Genomic DNA, 19,170 nt, shown 5'->3' on the forward strand with positions numbered 1-19,170 from the left:
GGATCTCTTCTTGCTGCCAGTACCTCCATTTTACATGCTCCTACAGATTAATCCTTTTGGGTTAATTCCCGGCCAATGTCCAGTTGATTTGACGGTTCTCCTTGTTGTTACTTTCGCTTGAAGCGTTTCAGTTCTTAATTTCGAGCTAAGGGTACAATCCAGCGCAACTAATAATTTCCATATTGTTATGAGGGTGTTATTTTCCGCGCAAGCACGGACAAAAAAGAAGTGTTACTAAATCAACACAGAGAGCAATGCGACAGGCTGCCGTGTATTTATCCAAAAGGACATGTTATGAAAGCTTCAATTTTTAAAAGTCTTTATTTTCAGGTGTTAACGGCGATTACTCTGGGCGTTCTACTCGGGCATTTCTACCCTGATATTGGTGCTCAGATGAAACCTCTGGGTGATGGGTTTGTTAAACTCATTAAAATGATTATTGCACCCGTGATTTTCTGTACCGTCGTAACCGGTATCGCGGGCATGGAGAGTATGAAAGCGGTTGGGCGCACGGGCGCCATCGCGCTGCTCTATTTTGAGATTGTGAGTACCATTGCGCTGCTGATTGGCCTGGTCATCGTTAACGTGGTGCAACCCGGTGTGGGTATGAATATCGATCCGGCGACGCTGGATGCTAAGGCGGTTGCACTTTATGCCGAACAAGCCTCACAACAGGGGATAGTGCCGTTCCTGCTGGATATTATTCCTGGTAGCGTGGTGGGTGCATTTGCCAGTGGCAATATTCTGCAAGTATTACTGTTCGCGGTTTTGTTCGGTTTTGCCCTGCACCGTTTAGGTGAAAAAGGTCAGCTAATCTTTAATGTTATCGAAAGCTTCTCGCGCGTTATCTTCGGTATTATCAATATGATCATGCGCCTGGCACCCATTGGGGCTTTCGGTGCGATGGCATTTACTATCGGTAAATATGGTGTGGGCAGCTTGGTGCAGTTGGGCCAGTTGATTATCTGCTTCTATGCAACCTGTATCCTGTTTGTGGTGGTAGTGCTGGGCTCTATTGCTAAATTCAACGGTTTTAATATTTTCAAATTTATCCGCTATATCAAAGAAGAACTGCTGATCGTGCTGGGCACCTCATCTTCTGAGTCTGTGCTGCCACGGATGCTGGATAAAATGGAGAAAGCCGGGTGTAAGAAATCGGTGGTGGGGCTGGTCATCCCAACCGGTTACTCATTTAACCTCGACGGCACATCTATTTACTTGACGATGGCTGCGGTGTTCATTGCTCAGGCGACCAATACGCAGATGGATGTTATTCATCAGGTGACATTACTGGTGGTACTACTGCTCTCTTCTAAAGGTGCCGCAGGGGTCACAGGCAGCGGTTTTATTGTATTAGCGGCAACGATATCGGCAGTGGGGCATTTACCTTTGGCTGGGCTGGCGCTGATTTTGGGTATCGACCGCTTTATGTCTGAGGCGCGCGCACTGACCAATCTGGTGGGGAATGGTGTTGCAACTATCGTGGTCGCCAAGTGGTGTAAACAATTGGATAACGACCAATTACAGGCTGTATTGTCCAATAAAACGCCACCTAATCAACTGAATAAAGAGGTTTATCCTTCCTGATAGGGTGTTTCAGAATCGGTCACTTTAGGCGATTTATCCTTCCAATTTGCTACCGGTGGTTTGCTATCACCGGTAGCACCTCTGCGTTTTGCCCCAAAAATCATATCTCACCACCCATTTTCTTGCACAGTTTGGCGTTTCAATACTATTTTTTACATTGATGAGTGACATCCGCAAAAGCATGAGGTCTAACAGAATGGTACACTCCCATGTTCCGCTCTCACTGTGACAATTTGCATGAAGACACGCATGGTTCACGTAAGGATTGTATTGTTTATACCCAACGTTATTGGGGTTGCAGCGGCCTCATAGAAGTGAGGTTCGTGGATGGGCTGAGTAACGAGAGCCGCTCACACCGCTGTAACTTCATGTAAGAAGGGTTAAAATTGGATAGTTTATTAAGTAGGGGTTCACATGCAGGGCACCAGAATTCGTCTTATAGTTGGTGGGTTATTGTTGGTCGCTGCCAGCAGTAACGTGCAGGCTGAAGCACTACAACCCGATCCTGCCTGGCAGCAAGGTAAGCTGGAAAACGGGTTCTCATGGCAGTTGCTGGCTACGCCGCAGCGCCCAAGCGACCGCGTCGAGTTACGCCTGGTCGTGAGTACTGGCTCATTATCTGAAAGTACGCAGCAAGTGGGGTTTGCCCATTTGTTGCCACGCCTGGCATTAATGAGCAGCGCGAGTTTCACTCCCGCACAACTTCAGTCGCTATGGCAGCAAGGGGTTGATAACGAACGCCCATTGCCACCGGCGATTACGTCTTATGATTTCACGTTATACAGTTTAAGCCTGCCTAATAACCGCCCTGACCTGATGAAAGAAGCACTTGCCTGGTTGTCTGATACCAGTGGCAAGTTGGCGGTGAATGAGCAAACGATTAATGCCGCGCTGAACACTGCGGCTGATCCTATCGCCACTTTCCCGCAAAACATTCAGGAACCCTGGTGGCGTTATCGCCTTAAAGGTTCTTCTTTGATGGGCCATGATCCGGGCCAACCTGTGGCAATCCCCGTCGATGTTGAGAAGCTAAAACAGTTTTATGATCAATGGTATACCCCAGATGCGATGACGCTGTACATCGTCGGTAATGTGGATAGCCGCAGTATCTCTGCCCAAATTGGTAAAACCTTCTCTGAGCTAAAAGGGAAACGCACCACACCAGCCCCTATCGCGATGTTAGCGCCACTGCCACCTCAGCCAGTGAGCCTGATGAGCGAACAGGCGGCAATGGACACGTTGTCGTTGATGTGGGACACCCCGTGGCACCCGATCCAAGATTCTCAAGCGTTAAGCCGCTACTGGCGCAGTGATTTAGCCCGTGAGGCGCTGTTTTGGCATATTCAACAAGTGCTGGAAAAGGGCGATCAGAAAAACCTGAAGCTGGGTTTTGATTGTCGGGTGCAATATCAGCGTGCTCAATGTGCTATTCACTTGAATACGCCGACAGAGAATCTGACCTCGGGGATGAACTTTGTCGCCCGCGAGTTGGTGAACTTACGCACTAATGGCCTGAGTCAGGCGGAGTTTGATGCGCTGATGGTGCAGAAGAACGATCAACTGAGTAAGTTGTTTGCCACTTATGCGCGCACTGACACCGATATCCTGATGAGCCAACGTCTGCGCTCGCAGCAAAGCGGTGTGGTCGATATCGCACCGGAGCAGTACCAGAAGCTGCGTCAGGCATTCTTATCTGGCCTGACGTTGGCCGAACTGAATCAGGAATTGAAGCAGCAGTTATCGCAAGATACCACGCTAATCCTGACGCAACCCAAAGGCGAGCCAGAGGTGAATGTCAAGGCATTGCAGGATGCGTATAACGCGATTATGACGCCGTCCAGCCCTGTGCCTGAAGAGGTTGCGCCAACGCTGGCAACTGAAACGGCACCTATGACACCAACAACGGCGCAATAAAGGGTTCCCTGGGCGGTTATTGCGTTTCGCCATATTAGGATTGGGCAGTGCTCGTCATCCCCACGTACTATGTGTACGTACCGGTGACTGTGCGCTGCCCGTACCTAAACTGACGTTGCTCGCAACGCCTGAGATGATTGTGTCGTTATTCGTAGCAATAACTTCGCTGCGCAAATGTTCAAACAGCCGGCATGGCCGCCAGAGGGATGATTGCGCCGCGATATTGGATTACCGTGCTGGCGGTTAAGTGGCCACGTAACGCCGCGTCTTCGGCGCAGCCACCCGTCAGGCGAACGGACAGATAACCGGCGCTGAAGGAATCCCCTGCTGCGGTGGTATCGACGACTTTCTCCTTCGGTAATTTAACCGCAGGCACATCATACTGCTGCGCTTTAAAGCCATCTTTTACCCAAACGATACAAGAGTCGGCACCACGCTTGATAATAATCTCGCTAACCCCTAGCGCCTGAGTGCGGTCAATGACCTGCTCCAGCGGCGTTACGCCCCATAGCATATCTTCATCGTCAAGTGTCAGGAAGGCGATATCGGTACAGGACAGCATGTCGCGGTAGGCTTCCTGCGCCTCTTGCGTGCTTTGCCACAAGCGTTGGCGATAGTTGTTATCGAAGATAACTTTGCCACCATTCGCACGGCAGGCGTGCAGCAATTTCAATAGGCGCTGGCGTGAAGCACGGTCGAGAATCGCCAGGCTGATGCCACTGAGATACAGATAATCAAACTTTTCCAGGCGTTGGCAGATATCGTCCGCCTGTGGGCTGGTTAGCCAGAAGCGGGCTGCGGCATCATTGCGCCAATAATAGAAGGTGCGCTCACCGGTGCTATCTGTCTCAATGAAGTACAACCCCGGTAATTTATCTTCCATACGCTGAATAAGGTCTGTTTGGATATTCTCTTGCTGCCATGCGGCCAGCATCTCATTACTGAAACTATCAATACCCAGTGCCGTGACGTAATGTACATTCAGGGCCTGCTTTGACACCTGGCGCGCCACATACACCGCTGTATTCAGTGTATCACCGCCAAAACCTCGGCTCAGGTCGGCACCTTTTTGTGATAGTTCAATCATGCATTCGCCGATAACGGCAATATTTTTGCTGGTCATGGAAAGCTGGCCTATTTATGAATATGTATCAGTGATGGGGATGATATAGAACTAGTCTCACTGCTGGCTTAATCAGAGTCAATAGGATTAAAACGACGTTTTATATTTTTTATGATATAGATTGGGAAACTGACAAGTTTCCCGCAGATTTGATCATAACAACAGCCGCTCAGGACTATGACGATTTTCGTAGGTCAGTCACACTGTGGCCGCCAATACCCCAGTTATCCGTATCCACTTCATCAATAACCACTACCGTGGTGGCTGGATTTTTACCCAAAGTATCGACCAATAACTGGGTGACTCCCGCGATCAACTGCTTTTTCTGCTCGGCAGTTGCCCCTTCACGAGTGATTTTTATATTTACGTAAGGCATGTTTGTCTCCATTAATATCAATAGCATTATCAGGTCTATGACTATAATAGATGGCTCTCATGTGCGGTGCCATCATACTGCGGCGTAATAATCTGTCGTACTGCGATATAAAGTTCTGGTCACATGAGTCGATAACATCACCAGAAGGAAAACTGTTCACGACAGTGATCTCATCAGATGGGCGGCAATATGTATTGCTATTTATAACTATTGCCAATGCTATCTGATGCCCTAAAACATGGCGACTAAACTGATGATGACCAATAGAGTATCAGGTTTACTAGCGCCATCCTTTGCCGCTATGGATCGTTCTAAAGGACAGAACTTTTGGCGGCAATGTCAGCGCCGGTACACTTTTCAACCTATCTATCGCACGTCTGGGGTGTTGTTGGCGATCGAGTTGCTCACGGCTGTTTTTCACCCTTCATCACCGGACACCCGCTTGTCTCCGGAGGACTATTTCAACGCTATCAGTATTCGCGCACGTCTGGACGTGGTGCTGGAGCAGTTGAAAATGGTTAAGCAGTGGCATCAGATATTTGTCCATCATTCGGTGTTAGTTTCAATCAACATTGATGGTCAGGCGTTAATGGCCATGCAGGATGATATAGAGGCTAAACGGCTTATCGATGCCATGCCATATATTCGCTTTGAACTATTGGAGCATGTGGATACCTCTTCGGACACACCTTTTGCACGCATTGCTGAAGCTGACCGACTATGGCTCGATGATTTCGGTAGCGGGCTAGCAAATTTCACTTCATTTCTTAGCTGGCGCTATGAATACATCAAAGTGGCCAGAGATCTGTTTATCGTGCTGCAAGAAAGTGAAGTCGGCAACCAACTGTTTTTCACATTGATCACCTTAATGGATCGCTACAGTAAAGGTGTGATTGTTGAAGGGGTAGAAACCTCGCAAGAGTGGGCAATGGTTCAACGCTCTGATGCCGCCGCCGCACAGGGTTATTACCTTTCCCGCCCCACCTCATTTGATAGATTACAGGCACTCCCCATGTTGTTTTGTGGTTAATATTTTCTGATAAATAGACTCTTACCTCCCCGTGTTGCTTGCCTGCATCACTGATTTCTGCTGCCATTAATGGTGGTTTTGAAACATCACTATCATGGACTCTAAACCAGCATCGACTATGGTTAATGTACTGTTCTAAATCCGCACAATGAATCGGTCACGGATTTTCCAGACTGATTATTCGATTAAAATACTGCGAATAACCCTCGTTTAAACTCGTTTTGGTTGTGGGTTTAGCTATTTTAAAATGGGCATGGAGCTATTATGACTAAAACCGGAAAAGTGCTGGCTGGTGTGGGTGGGTTTATCGTGCTGCTGCTGGTAGCGGCGGTGATTTTTGTGATGACCTTTGACTGGAACCGTTTGAAGCCAACCATCAATGAGAAAGTGTCTGCCGAGTTGCAGCGGCCTTTTGCTATTCGCGGCAATTTAGGCGTGGACTGGACACGTAAAGGTGATGAACCCGGTTGGCGACGCTGGGTGCCCTGGCCGCAAATTCATGCAGAAAATCTAGTCTTGGGCAATCCGACTAATCTGGTCAGCGATACAAAACCGAACAGTGATAAATCAGCCAAAGAGATATCTGAATCCGCGGCATTCCCCGCCGGGGAGATGGTAACGCTCCAACGGGTTGATGCCAGCATTGCGCTATTGGCGTTACTGGGCCGGGAGGTGTACATCCCCCGTATTTGGCTGACACAGCCTAACGCCAAGCTGCTGCGTCTGGCCAATGGCAAGAATAACTGGACTTTCAATCTGGCAAATCACCCTTTGGAGGGGGAGAATTCATCCCCTTCATCTTGGTCGGTGAATATCAATGACATTGTTTTTGATCGCGGTGAGATAAATCTGCAAGACGCCATCCTGAAAGCAGATCTGCACGCGGTGATCGATCCGTTGGGTAAACCGCTGCCGTTTGCCGAAGTCACCGGTAACCGTAGTGATGCGAAAAAGGGGAAAACGGCGAATTTGGTTGAAAATCCTATGCCTGATTATGTTTTTGGTTGGAAGGTTGACGGCAAATATCAAGGTCAGCCATTGACCGGGAGTGGCAAAATTGGCGGAATGCTATCAATGAATGATGCTGATATCCCCTTCCCAATACAAGCTGATGTGCGCTCTGGTTCAACCCGAGTGGCTATCGCCGGTACGTTAAGTGACCCCAGCAATTTGGCGGGGCTGGATCTGCAATTGACGTTTTCCGGAGCCAGTTTGGATAATCTCTATCCGCTTATTGGGGTGTTACTGCCCGCCACCCCCCCTTACAACACTGACGGGCGCTTGATTGCCAGGCTTAAACAGGCGGGTGGCGCGGTTTATCACTATGAAAACTTTAACGGAAAAATTGGTGACAGTGATATTCACGGCAGCCTGACCTATACCGCCAGCCAACCGCGGCCCACGTTAACCGGAAAAATGTTATCGGAGAAATTACGTTTTGCTGATTTGGCTCCGTTGATCGGCGCAGACTCCAATCAGGAGAAAGCCAATCGGGGTGAGCGCAACCGTCAACCGGGCAATAAGGTATTGCCGAACGAGAAATTCGATACCCGAAGCTGGGCAGCTATGGATGCGGATGTGACTTATTCAGCCAAACGAATTGAGCGAGATAAATCACTGCCGTTGAGTGATTTAAATACTCATATCATGCTGAATAACGGCGAGTTATTGCTCGACCCACTACATTTTGGCATGGCTGGCGGTAACCTCAATGCTACTCTGCGGCTAAATGGTAATACCACGCCGATGAGTGGCAAAATTGATCTACATGCCCGCCGCTTACAGTTAAAAGAGCTATTGCCACAAGTGCAATCGATGCGTAAAAGCCTGGGGCAAATGAACGGTGACGCCTCCTTTACTGCCAGGGGTAACTCGGTGGCCGCACTGCTGGCAACCAGTAACGGCAATCTGCGGCTCCTGCTGAATCAGGGGTTGATTAGCCGCAGTTTGATGGAGTTACTTGGCTTAAATGTCGGTAACTATCTGGTGGCGAAGCTATTTGGTGATGATGAGGTAAAAATTAACTGCGCGGCAGCTGACATTCAGTTGCGCAATGGATTGGCGATACCACGTCTGTTTGTTCTCGATACCGAAAGCGCCATTATCAATATCACGGGGAATATAAATTTTGCCACCGAGCGGCTGGATTTATCTATCGATCCGGAAAGCAAGGGGCTGCGCATTTTGACACTGCGCTCTCCGCTGTATGTAAAAGGGACATTTAAGCAACCGGATGCCGGTGTCAAAGCTGGTCCACTCATTGCCCGTGGTGCTGTGGCCGCGGTGTTGGGTGTCGCCCTGACACCGGCGGCCGCATTGCTGGCGTTGGTCTCCCCCAGTGAGGGGGCGGAGAATCAATGTACCCCGTTACTGCAAAAAATGAAGCAAAAGAAATAGAGCAATAAAAATGGACCCAAAGTCATTGGCGCCGCAGTTAATACCGGCTCCGGCGGCTTCAAGTCGCAAGGGGAGATAAGTTAGTGTGTCGGTGGTTGATATAGCAATTTACAATCGTGATCCTGCAACTCTTCCACCGATGCACGATGCAACTTCGCCAGGCTCGCCTGACTTGCCAGTAACAGAAAATCCCCGTCAGGTAATACGGTCATTACCATGCCATAACGGCCCATATCTTCTTTTGCTCCCGCAACTTCATCAGCTAACAGACGAAACGCCCCCGATTGCTGTAGTTCGTCGGCTGTAGTGCGTCGAGCCAAATAATCGTGTCCAAGCAAGCCGCCGGGCAGTGGTTGCCATTGCTGACGGAAATCACGGTTATGTGTCGCGAGAGCGGCTTTTACCTGTGGTTTTAGGCAGGAGATATGGATATGTAAGTGATCCTGACTGCGGCCATACTTTGAGTTAATGGCCAGCGAGATATTCGCATCTTCAATCGGTGCGCCATATTTATCAGCCATAAAGTGGCGGGCTTGCCAGGCGTCAAAGAAGTAATTCGGGCTATCGATATTCATCAACTGTGAACTTTCTATACCGCTGATTTTTGCGGTCGGCATCAGCAGATACTGCAACGGGCCGTGGATATCTTTATACACCACAAAGCCTGCTTGCGTGTTGACCTCAATACAAGGTTGCGGGTTGTGCTTTGTCTCCATATTGGGAACACATTGCTGACTGACAATTTTCCACAGTGCATCAGCATTACTGAAGCGAAATTGATATATCAGCAAGGCAGCCAGTACAACAACGGCAAGTAATATAAGTAAGTACCTACGGCATTTTATAGAGCGAGGCATTGATGACCCTCCATGATCGTAATGAACCAATAGTGTAGTGATAAACTCGAGGGGCGGGCAAACCCGATAATGCTTATTTATCATTATGGGTTTTTACCCTTAGAGGCGTTCTGGCGGGTTTATTGGGTAAACAATAAGGGCTTTTAAGGCTATTGTGCCGTGTTGCTGCTGCCTTTCTGAGGCAAGGTTTCATCTTCTGTATAATGTGCCGTGGCAATCCAGGCGGCGCAGAATAAGGTGAGACGGGCAAAGAAGTAGAAAAAAGCCATCAAGCCAATCACCGAACCAAAAGCCGCACCGGACGGTGAACTGGCAAGGCGAGGTAGCATCATTGTCATAATAAACTTAATGATTTCAAAACCGATAGCCGCAATCAGTGTCCCACGTAGCAATGCTTTCTTCTTCGGTTTATGGCGCGGTAGAATCCAGAATATCCATAAAAATAACAGATAATTTGCTGCGATAGATATTGATAACGCAATCAGAGTCATCACCGGGCGCAGCCATTCAATACCACCTAAACCCAGAGCATTAACAATCGCAGACTGCGCCGCGCCTGCAATCGAGGTTAATGAGAGCGTAATTATCAGCGCGATGACCAACCCGGTCAGTGAAACAAAATCGCGCGCATAGCGGTAATAGAATTTCTCCTGATCTTGTGGATTACGTTCCCACACATCGCGCGACTGAGCACGGATCGCCTCGCGTAAATTCCCCATCCAACTGATACCTGAATACAGTGCGATAGCCAGGCCGGTTAGCCCGACGGTGGTGCGCTGTTGGATTGCCGTGTTCACTGTATTTTTGAGTGTTGCGGCTAAAGTCGGGTCACTGATGGTATTAACAATTTTGTTAATTAACCCCGCCAGTAAGTCAGGGTTTGATGCTAGTACAAACCCGACTGCGGCAAAAGAGACCATCAAAATCGGGATGAGTGATAAAAAAGAAAAGTAAGTGATGGCAGCCCCAAACTGGCTACCCAGCCGGTCATTAAAGCGGTCTGTTGCGCGGATAATATGGGCAATAGGCGGATACGCTTTAATGCGATGACTCAGACGCGTTAGGTGAGAAATAGCTTTTTTGCCAGTTTCAAGGCTGGCAACCCGTGGTATTAGGGGGGGGCTTGGTGCGTTCGGCATAATTCTCCTCGGTGGCCTTAATCCATGCCTTATGCAGATGATTATTCTACAAAATATGACATTCAAATGCGGGTTATCTGTTGATAATAGCAGAGTCGCGGGCTATCACAAATCGAGGGCGGCTGACACCCCATCTTTATTCCTTCATATGCGCGTTATAAATTAAACAGAGTATGAGATAGCAGGGGCCTCTCATGGAAAATATAGTTATTCATTATATTAAGATGAATATTATTGTCATGGGCAAAAATCTTAAAGATAAAAAGTCCCAGTGAAGTTAAATTCTCCTTCTTCGATAGGTTCTCCTTAATAAGAATCACTCTCACTTCATAAGGAAAGTTTTTTATATAAATAATAAATCTATTTTTAAAGTATTAGAATGGATGTGACAAATTCTGAAAATGCAAACATCAACTAATTGATTGATAATGTAATTATATTTTTGTGGGAAGGTTCCTACGTGGGTGGTGGCTTTATCTTATGTCATGTTTACCGATAAATAAATACATTAATAAGTACGGTAGGGTTAATTTTTTTCTTGGAATGAAACCTCGCGATTAAATATAAATAATGCAACCGGAAGCGATAAATAGCGAACAGATAAGAAATTGTTCTATTTGAATTATTTTGTCAAAATTCAGGTTATCACCATGAAAAAAAACAGAACAACCCTGTCACCACGTTTTAGTAAAACACTGTTGGCCAGTTTACTGGTGCCACTTTTAAGCCCGCTGCATAGCTGGGCGGCACAGACGGCTAGTGTAACAGATGGTAGCTCTGTTTCAATTTCTGGTGGCTATGGTACAGGCGGTGACAACCTGTCGCCCGTCCTGGTACAAGGCACCGACAGCACCATTACGGGCGCTTCAGATGTCACTATTGATACTACGGGACGCGGGGCCAACGGCGTTAATGTGACCAATGGCGGTACTCTGAACCTGAATGGGGCCGCTATCAAGACTGAGGGTGTGGTTGCGAGTGGTATCAGCAATAGCAAAGGTACTGTCATCTTACGGGGGGGGACGATAACGACGACAGGCTCCTCAGCTTACGGTGTTTCCTCGACGGGTTTGGGCAGCCGAGCTGACATTGATGGCACCGTAATCTCTACTAGTGGCGCATCCGCTTATGGCATTTCGGGTTCGGGTGGTACTCATCTGACGGTTAATAATACGACAGTCAATACCAGTGGCGGTGGTAGCTATGGTATTTATCTGAATGACCTGGGGAGTACTCTCAGTGGAGCGAACAACACCATTAATAACACCAATAGTACCAGTGGTACTGGCATTTATATTGGTTACGGCGGTATCAACGCTACCTTAGATAATACCTCTATTAATATGAATAATGCCTACGCGGGTGTCACTGTTGGTCGCGATTCATCTATTGTCATGGAGGGCCTGAACGCGACGGGCAATATTGCTCAAGTTCTCGACATTACCGGTAAAGCCACTATCAGCAATGCGAACATCGAGTTAGCTTCTGGTGGTGTATTGCGGGCGATGGGTAACAGCCTTAGTAATAAAGCCATTATCATACTAAATAACGTCAATGCTGTGTCTAACAGCGGTGGCGCGACGATGCTTAACGTGAACATGAACGCTGATCTCACCGTTAATGGCGGCTCCTATCACTCAAAAGGTAATAATGCGACAGGGGTTTGGATTCCCGATAACACCTCATCGTTTAAGGCTAAGAATACCGTCGTGGTTACTGAAGGGGCGAATGCGACGGCTATTGAGAACCGTGGTACGGCGGTTGTAGAGAATACGACGGCAATCACCAAAGGGAATAATTCGCATGGTATCTATTCTGAACTGAGTTTCGATGCCAAAGATATGGTCATTTCAACCGCCGGGGTTGGCAGCATTGGGGCGACCGCTGCGCGTGGCGGTAACCTTAATCTGACCGGGGCGGCCATCGATACTACCGGTGCTTCAGGCATGGTTCTCGGCACGTTTGCGGGATCGTCTATTAATGCCAAGAATGTCACCGCAACATCGACCGGTGCCAGTGCTTATGCTTTGTGGACTCAGACCAGCAGTTCTATCGCACTGAAAGACAGCCGAATTACGACCACCGGTATGAATGCGGGTGGGATTTATGCCACAGGCTCTAATGCGGTTTATAGCAAGGTTACGTTGGATAACGCTCAGGTTATCAGCGAGAACGGTGCTGGTATTCGTGCTTATGGTGCCAATATCAATGTTGATGTGAATAACGGTTCGCAGTTAACCGGTGGCAACGGATTATTGGTCAATGCCAGCACTAACGTCGGAACGGTTGCCTCCCCGTTAAATATCATCAGTAACGTTAATCTTAATGCCAATAACCATGCGGTACTGGTGGGCGATCTTCAGGCGGAAGAACATAACAATGTTAATTTAACGCTGAAGGACAGCTCGGTTTGGACCGGCGCGGCACATAATGCCAAAAGTATTGATATTGATAGCAGCAGTATTTGGAATCTGACTGGCGATGCTGATGTTGAGTCGATGCATATTTTAGGTCAGATGAATTTTATCCCGGCGAGCAGTAATCTAAATACACGTTCACCGAGGAATAGTTTCAGCACCTTAACCATTAATAGCAATCTCTCCGGCAATGGCAGTTTTGTCTTCAATGCGTATTTAGGTGATGACAGCTCGCCCGCAGATAAATTGCATGTGACAGGGAATGCGACCGGTGATCATTATGTTTGGGTGGTGAATCAAGGTGGGCTGGGGGCATTAACCACCGGCGCAGGGATAAACCTGATTACGGTTGATGGTGATACCAGTAATGGGCAATTCACCATGAGCAACTCAGTGGTCGCCGGTGCTTATCAGTATTTCTTATACCAGATTGATGAACATAGCTGGAACTTGCAGTCTAATTTGACCCCTGTTGGCCCGACTGATCCGGGTGAGGTTATTACTGTGGATCCGAATAAACCTGAAGTGGTGAAGCCTGTTGATCCGAGTGAACCTGATGTCGTCACCCCGACCTTACCCCCAACACCACCTGACACCGCTTATCGCAGTGAAGTACCGGGCTATATTGCTGCACCGTGGTTAAATGCATTCTACGGTTTTACAACGCTGGGTAGTTTGCACGAGCGTCGTGGTTCGGCTGAAGGTGCGGCGAAGGGGTTTAATCAGGATTCCTGGGGGCGGGTAAGCGGGCAGCACAATAACTTTGATGCGGGCCGTTTTAGTTATGATTCAGACATCTGGTTTGCTCAATTAGGCCATGATATCTATCAAGCTGAGAATTCCGCCGGAACTCAGGCGACAGCCGGTATCATGATAACGTTGGGTAAACAGGAAACTGACACGCAAGATAAGGCGCGGGCAGTACGCCCTGAGTTATCGGTGAATACCGGTAAGATTAAAACCGATGCTTATGGTCTGGGTGGTTACTACACGTTAATGACGCAGCAAGGTGGCTATGTTGACCTTGTTGGTCAAGGGACGCTCTATCGCAACAGTTATCAGAGCCAACATGATGCCAACCAGAACGGTTATGGTGTGGCGATGTCTGCCGAAGTCGGTCAGGCGTATCCAATCGTGGGTAGCTGGAAAGTAGAACCGCAAGGGCAGCTAAAGTACCAATACCTGAATCTGAACAGCTTTAATGATGAGATTTCTGGTGTCAATGGTACTTCTTACTCTGTTGGTCAGGCGCGTGCCGGAGTCCGTGTGTTTAGCGAAGCAACCAAACAGCAGGCGATAAAACCTTATCTGTCTACTGATGTGGTATATCAGTTGGGCAAAAACCCTCAGGTGACGGTTGATACGGTAAGTCTGCGCCCTGAATTTAGCAAAACCTATTGGCAGGGCGGTGCGGGTGTCACTGCTAAGGTGAACAGCAATGTTGATATCTATGCCGATGTGAAATACCAACGAGCTTTTGACGGCAACATGGATGGCTATGCCGGTAATCTGGGTGTGAAAGTGAGCTTCTAAATCACGAAAGTAGGTAAAGGGTTTATCATCAGGCCAGAGCTTAGTTCTGGCCTTTTCATATGCCCAATAAAAAGGCTATAAACCTTGCAGTTCATAGCCTTAGACGTGCCTTTCTCAGGCTTTAGCGCATAGTAACAAATTCTTCAGCGGCAGTGGGGTGGATAGCAACGGTGTTGTCGAAATCTTTCTTGGTCGCGCCCATCTTCACGGCGACAGCGAACCCTTGCAGAATTTCATCCATACCAAAACCGATGCCGTGGATACCGACAATCTTCTCCTCGGCACCCACGCAGACTAGCTTCATTCGGCAAGGTTGGCGATGTTGAGTCACGGCGCTGTACATGGCGGTGAACGACGATTTGTAGACTTTAACTTGCTCGTCGCCAAACTTCTCGCGTGCTTGCGGCTCCGTCAGGCCAATCGTCCCGATTGGTGGGTGGCTGAATACCACGGTTGGGATATTACTGTAATCCAGATGCTCGTCTGGCTTGTTATTAAACAGGCGTTCCGACAAGCGGCGGCCTGCGGCCACGGCGACCGGCGTCAGCTCTACCGCACCGGTATTATCGCCAACAGCGTAGATACCTTTGACGTTAGTATTCTGGAATTTATCGACCTCGATATAGCCTTTGTCATTGGTTTTGACACCACTGGCAGGCAGATTCAGGTTATCGGTTGCCGGTTCACGGCCGATTGCCCAAATCAGATGGTCGACAGTCACTTCCGTGCCATTTTCCAGTTGCAGCGTTAGGCTGCCATCGGCATTTTTGATAACCGCTTTTGGCACCGCTTCGGTATGCAGTTTCGGCCCTTCGGTGTTCATCACTTCCAGCAGGGTTTCAACAATCAACGGATCAAAAGTACGCAGTGGTGCATGTTTGCGTACAAACAGGTGTGTTTCTGTGCCTAAGCCATTGAGTACACCCGCGATTTCTACCGCGATATAACCGGCACCGACCACGGCAACCCGTTTTGGCATTTCGTCCAATTCGAAGAAGCCATCGGAATCAATCCCGTATTCTGCTCCAGGAATATCCGGGTGGCTTGGGCGGCCACCGGTGGCGATCAGGATGTGGTCGGCGGTGATTTTCTCGCCGTTCACTTCCACGGTGTGCGCATCAATAAAGCGAGCGAAACCCTGAATCACATCAACTTTGTTATTGCCTAAACCACGCTCATAAGACTGATGAATACGATCAATGTAAGCAGTACGGTTAGCAATCAGCTTTTTCCAATCGAAATGGTTCACTGTGGTGTCGAAACCGTAATCCGGGCCATACAATTTAATGGCTTCCGCAATTTGTGCGGCATGCCACATCACTTTTTTTGGCACACAACCGACGTTTACACAGGTTCCGCCGAGCTGTTTAGCTTCGATCAGCGCACATTTTTTGCCATACATGGCAGCCCGGTTGATCGATGCGATCCCGCCACTGCCGCCGCCAATTGCCAGATAATCGTAATGTTTGGTCATCAGTGTCGTTTCCAAGTCGTTTAAAAAATTGCCTATCAGTGTAGCGCTTGATAAAGCTTTATGCATCAATGGCTCTGATAGGTGATTCATTTAGGAAAGAGTTATTCCGGCACTACCCATTTCACCAGTGTATGGCCATGACCGGACGGCACCAGTGCCTTGTGCAACCACGGCAATAGCGTATTCATTTGCTGTTCCAACTTCCACGGCGGGTTAATTACAATCATGCCAGAGGCGGTCATGCCGTGTTGGTCGCTATCCGGGCGCACGGCCAGCTCAATTTGCAAGATACGGCGGATGCCGGTGGCTTCCAGATCCCGTAACAAGCGTTTGATTTGCTGGCGTAAAACCACCGGATACCATAATGCATAGGTGCCCGTTGCAAAACGTTTATAGCCTTCCTGAATACCTTTTACCACGTCTTGATAATCAGTTTTCATCTCATATGGCGGATCCATCAGGATAAAACCACGGCGTGATAGCGGCGGTAATTGTGACTTAATCTGTTGATAACCATCGGCTCGCTGCACTTTGGCTCGCTCATCTTTGGCAAATTCATTACGCAGCAACGGATAATCGCTGGGATGCAGTTCGGTCAGATGAATTTTGTCATATTCGCGCAGTAAATGGCGAGCAATCAACGGTGAGCCTGGGTAGTAACGTAGTTTCTCATTGCGATTAAAGTAATTGATTACACTCATGTACGGCGCTAAATCATCTGGTAAATCATCGCGTTGCCACAGTTGGCCGATACCCTCAAGGTATTCACCGGTGCGCTCAGCATGTTCACCGCTCAATTGGTAGCGACCAGCACCCGCGTGGGTATCCAGATAAAGGAAAGGTTTTTCTTTTTCTTTCAAAGACTCAATAATCAGGCTTTGAACGGTGTGTTTAAGGACGTCGGCATGGTTGCCGGCGTGAAAACTATGGCGGTAACTTAACATTTTATTTTAACCAATTGATATGTCTGTACATTGCGGCAGTGTTTCTTGCGGCCTTTCTTTGTGAATGCGACAAAACATCGTTGTCAGTCACCGCAGCCAACACATTATGGCAACTAGTATAAACTGTCTGGTGGATAAAAAGTGAAAAGCATTAATTGGTGATAAAAATCTCACCGTTACGCAATGGAAAGGTTGAGGCTGTTGATTGACCAATTTAAGCCGTCAGCCATTGATTTTCATACTGACAGACCTCATCTTAATTATTAATACGTAATTTATTCTCTGTTGCTGGGCATTGTCTGGCGCTGAAATTCAAAAAACAATCAGGACTTCTTTATGACAAATCCGCTGTTGACCCCGTTCTCCCTGCCGCCATTTTCTGCTATTCGCCCTGAAGATATCGTGCCTGCGGTGAAATCCGCTCTGGATGAATGCCGTCAAGCGGTGGAGCGGGTTGTCGCCCAATCTGGGCCTTTCACTTGGGATAATTTGTGCCAGCCGCTGGCTGAATCGGATGACCGTTTATCGCGCATCTGGTCGCCGGTCGGCCATTTGAACTCGGTCAAAAACAGCCCAGAGCTGCGTGCTGCCTATGAACAGAGCTTGCCTTTGCTGTCTGAGTACGGCACTTGGGTGGGGCAGCACAAAGGCTTATATCAGGCTTATGTCAGCTTGAAAGAAGGGCCGGGGTTTGACGCTCTAACCGCTCCACAGCGTAAAGCGGTAGAAAACGCGCTACGTGACTTCCAGTTATCCGGTATTGGCTTGGAACCTGAGCAACAAAAACGTTATGGCGAAATCGTTGCTCGCTTGTCTGAGTTGGGTTCTACCTACAGCAATAACGTACTTGATGCCACGATGGGCTGGAGCAAACTGATAACTGATGTTGAGCAACTGAACGGTTTGCCAGAAAGTGCATTGGCCGCCGCCAAAGCGATGGCTGAAGCCAAAGAACAGGATGGCTGGTTGCTGACGCTGGATATGCCGAGTTACTTGCCGGTGCTGACCTATGCCGATAACGCAGAACTTCGCGAAGAGATGTACCGCGCTTTTGCTACTCGCGCCTCTGATCAAGGGCCGAATGCAGGCAAATGGGATAACAGCGAAATCATGGCCGAAATCCTAACGTTACGTCATGAACTGGCACAACTGCTGGGCTTTAACAGTTATGCCGATAAATCGCTGGCGACCAAAATGGCAGAAAGCCCACAACAGGTACTGGGCTTCCTGAACGATCTGGCGAAACGCGCTCGTCCACAGGCAGAAGAAGAGCTGGCTCAATTACGCGCTTTTGCTGAAAAACATTATGGTGTCAGTGAGTTAGCCGCGTGGGATATCACTTATTATTCTGAGAAGCAAAAACAGCACTTGTTCTCTATCAGCGATGAACAACTGCGGCCTTACTTCCCGGAACAGCGGGTGCTGGAAGGCTTGTTTGAAGTGGTTAAACGCATTTATGGTATTACAGCCAAAGAACGCCACGATGTAGATACCTGGCATCCGGATGTGCGTTTCTTCGAGCTATATGATGCCAGCGGTGAGCTGCGCGGCAGCTTCTATCTGGATTTGTATGCCCGCGAACACAAGCGTGGCGGTGCGTGGATGGATGATTGTGTCGGCAGTCTGCGGCTGGCGAATGGCCAATTACAAAAACCTGTCGCTTACCTAACCTGTAACTTTAACGGGCCAGTGGGCGGCAAACCAGCACTGTTCACCCATAACGAAGTGACTACCCTGTTCCATGAATTTGGTCATGGCTTACATCATATGTTGACCCAAATTGATACTGCTGGTGTCTCGGGTATCAACGGTGTGCCGTGGGATGCAGTGGAATTGCCAAGCCAGTTTATGGAGAACTGGTGCTGGGAGCCGGAAGCGCTGGCGTTTATTTCCGGTCATTACGAAACCGATGAGCCACTGCCACAAGAGATGCTGGATAAGCTGCTGGCGGCGAAAAACTATCAGGCGGCACTGTTTATCCTGCGCCAACTGGAGTTCGGCCTGTTCGATTTCCGGATGCATTATGAGTTCGATCCACTGACCGGCGCACAGATTCTGCCTGTGCTGTATGAAGTGAAAAAACAGGTCGCGGTAGTACCATCGCCAATCTGGGGCCGTTTCCCACATGCCTTTAGCCATATCTTTGCCGGTGGCTATGCCGCGGGTTATTACAGTTACTTATGGGCGGAAGTGCTTTCTGCTGATGCTTTCTCACGCTTTGAAGAGGACGGTATTTTCAATGCCACAACCGGCCAGTCGTTCCTCGATAATATTCTATCCCGTGGCGGTTCCGAGGAGCCAATGACTCTGTTCAAGCGCTTCCGTGGCCGTGAGCCGCAGTTGGATGCTATGCTGCGTCATTACGGTATTAAGGGCTAG

12 protein-coding genes are annotated in these 19,170 nt (G+C 48.6%); 6 read left to right on the plus strand and 6 right to left on the minus strand.

Going from position 1 to position 19,170, the window contains the following annotated elements:
- The first annotated feature begins 294 nt into the window (after window positions 1-294).
- Both YALDO0001_RS02560 and YALDO0001_RS02565 read left to right on the plus strand, forming a co-directional pair.
- Window positions 295-1,587, plus strand: a complete 1,293-nt coding sequence (locus YALDO0001_RS02560) for a dicarboxylate/amino acid:cation symporter (RefSeq protein ID WP_004699582.1) — start codon at window positions 295-297, stop codon at window positions 1,585-1,587.
- 414 nt (window positions 1,588-2,001) lie between these two features.
- Window positions 2,002-3,501, plus strand: a complete 1,500-nt coding sequence (locus tag YALDO0001_RS02565; protein ID WP_004699583.1) for a M16 family metallopeptidase — start codon at window positions 2,002-2,004, stop codon at window positions 3,499-3,501.
- Between the two features lie 178 nt (window positions 3,502-3,679).
- Here the strand turns inward: YALDO0001_RS02565 and kdgK are convergent, their stop codons facing one another.
- Together kdgK and YALDO0001_RS02575 are read right to left on the minus strand one after the other, a co-directional pair.
- Window positions 3,680-4,624, minus strand: a complete 945-nt coding sequence (gene kdgK / locus YALDO0001_RS02570; RefSeq protein ID WP_004699584.1) for a 2-dehydro-3-deoxygluconokinase — start codon at window positions 4,622-4,624, stop codon at window positions 3,680-3,682.
- A 175-nt stretch (window positions 4,625-4,799) separates the two neighbouring features.
- Complete coding sequence (locus YALDO0001_RS02575; RefSeq protein ID WP_004388926.1) at window positions 4,800-5,000, minus strand: 2-hydroxymuconate tautomerase family protein; 201 nt, start codon at window positions 4,998-5,000, stop codon at window positions 4,800-4,802.
- 238 nt (window positions 5,001-5,238) lie between these two features.
- Between YALDO0001_RS02575 and pdeH the strand changes: the two genes are divergently transcribed.
- Complete coding sequence (pdeH, locus tag YALDO0001_RS02580) at window positions 5,239-6,030, plus strand: cyclic-guanylate-specific phosphodiesterase (RefSeq protein ID WP_042547436.1); 792 nt, start codon at window positions 5,239-5,241, stop codon at window positions 6,028-6,030.
- A gap of 264 nt (window positions 6,031-6,294) precedes the next feature.
- On the plus strand, window positions 6,295-8,427 hold the full coding sequence (locus tag YALDO0001_RS02585; protein WP_004699586.1) for an AsmA family protein: 2,133 nt from the start codon (window positions 6,295-6,297) through the stop codon (window positions 8,425-8,427).
- 80 nt (window positions 8,428-8,507) lie between these two features.
- Here YALDO0001_RS02585 and YALDO0001_RS02590 read toward each other — a convergent pair whose 3' ends face one another.
- Entirely contained in the window at window positions 8,508-9,284 is a 777-nt protein-coding gene (locus YALDO0001_RS02590; RefSeq protein WP_042839309.1) for a CDP-diacylglycerol diphosphatase, read from the minus strand.
- Between the two features lie 149 nt (window positions 9,285-9,433).
- Window positions 9,434-10,423 (minus strand): inner membrane protein YhjD, encoded by a 990-nt coding sequence (gene yhjD, locus YALDO0001_RS02595; RefSeq protein WP_004699588.1) that lies wholly within the window; start codon window positions 10,421-10,423, stop codon window positions 9,434-9,436.
- 650 nt (window positions 10,424-11,073) lie between these two features.
- Here yhjD and YALDO0001_RS02600 point away from each other — a divergent pair.
- Window positions 11,074-14,373, plus strand: a complete 3,300-nt coding sequence (locus tag YALDO0001_RS02600; protein WP_042839310.1) for an autotransporter outer membrane beta-barrel domain-containing protein — start codon at window positions 11,074-11,076, stop codon at window positions 14,371-14,373.
- A gap of 121 nt (window positions 14,374-14,494) precedes the next feature.
- Here the strand turns inward: YALDO0001_RS02600 and gorA are convergent, their stop codons facing one another.
- Together gorA and YALDO0001_RS02610 are read right to left on the minus strand one after the other, a co-directional pair.
- Window positions 14,495-15,847 (minus strand): glutathione-disulfide reductase, encoded by a 1,353-nt coding sequence (gene gorA / locus YALDO0001_RS02605; RefSeq protein WP_042839323.1) that lies wholly within the window; start codon window positions 15,845-15,847, stop codon window positions 14,495-14,497.
- 101 nt (window positions 15,848-15,948) lie between these two features.
- Complete coding sequence (locus tag YALDO0001_RS02610) at window positions 15,949-16,791, minus strand: 23S rRNA (adenine(2030)-N(6))-methyltransferase RlmJ (protein ID WP_004699591.1); 843 nt, start codon at window positions 16,789-16,791, stop codon at window positions 15,949-15,951.
- A gap of 336 nt (window positions 16,792-17,127) precedes the next feature.
- On the opposite strand from YALDO0001_RS02610, the gene prlC reads away from it, so the two are divergent.
- A complete protein-coding gene (gene prlC / locus YALDO0001_RS02615) occupies window positions 17,128-19,170 on the plus strand; it encodes an oligopeptidase A (RefSeq protein ID WP_004699592.1) in 2,043 nt (680 codons plus the stop codon).

Origin of the sequence: Yersinia aldovae ATCC 35236, assembly GCF_000173735.1 — a bacterium.
Classification (GTDB): domain Bacteria; phylum Pseudomonadota; class Gammaproteobacteria; order Enterobacterales; family Enterobacteriaceae; genus Yersinia; species Yersinia aldovae.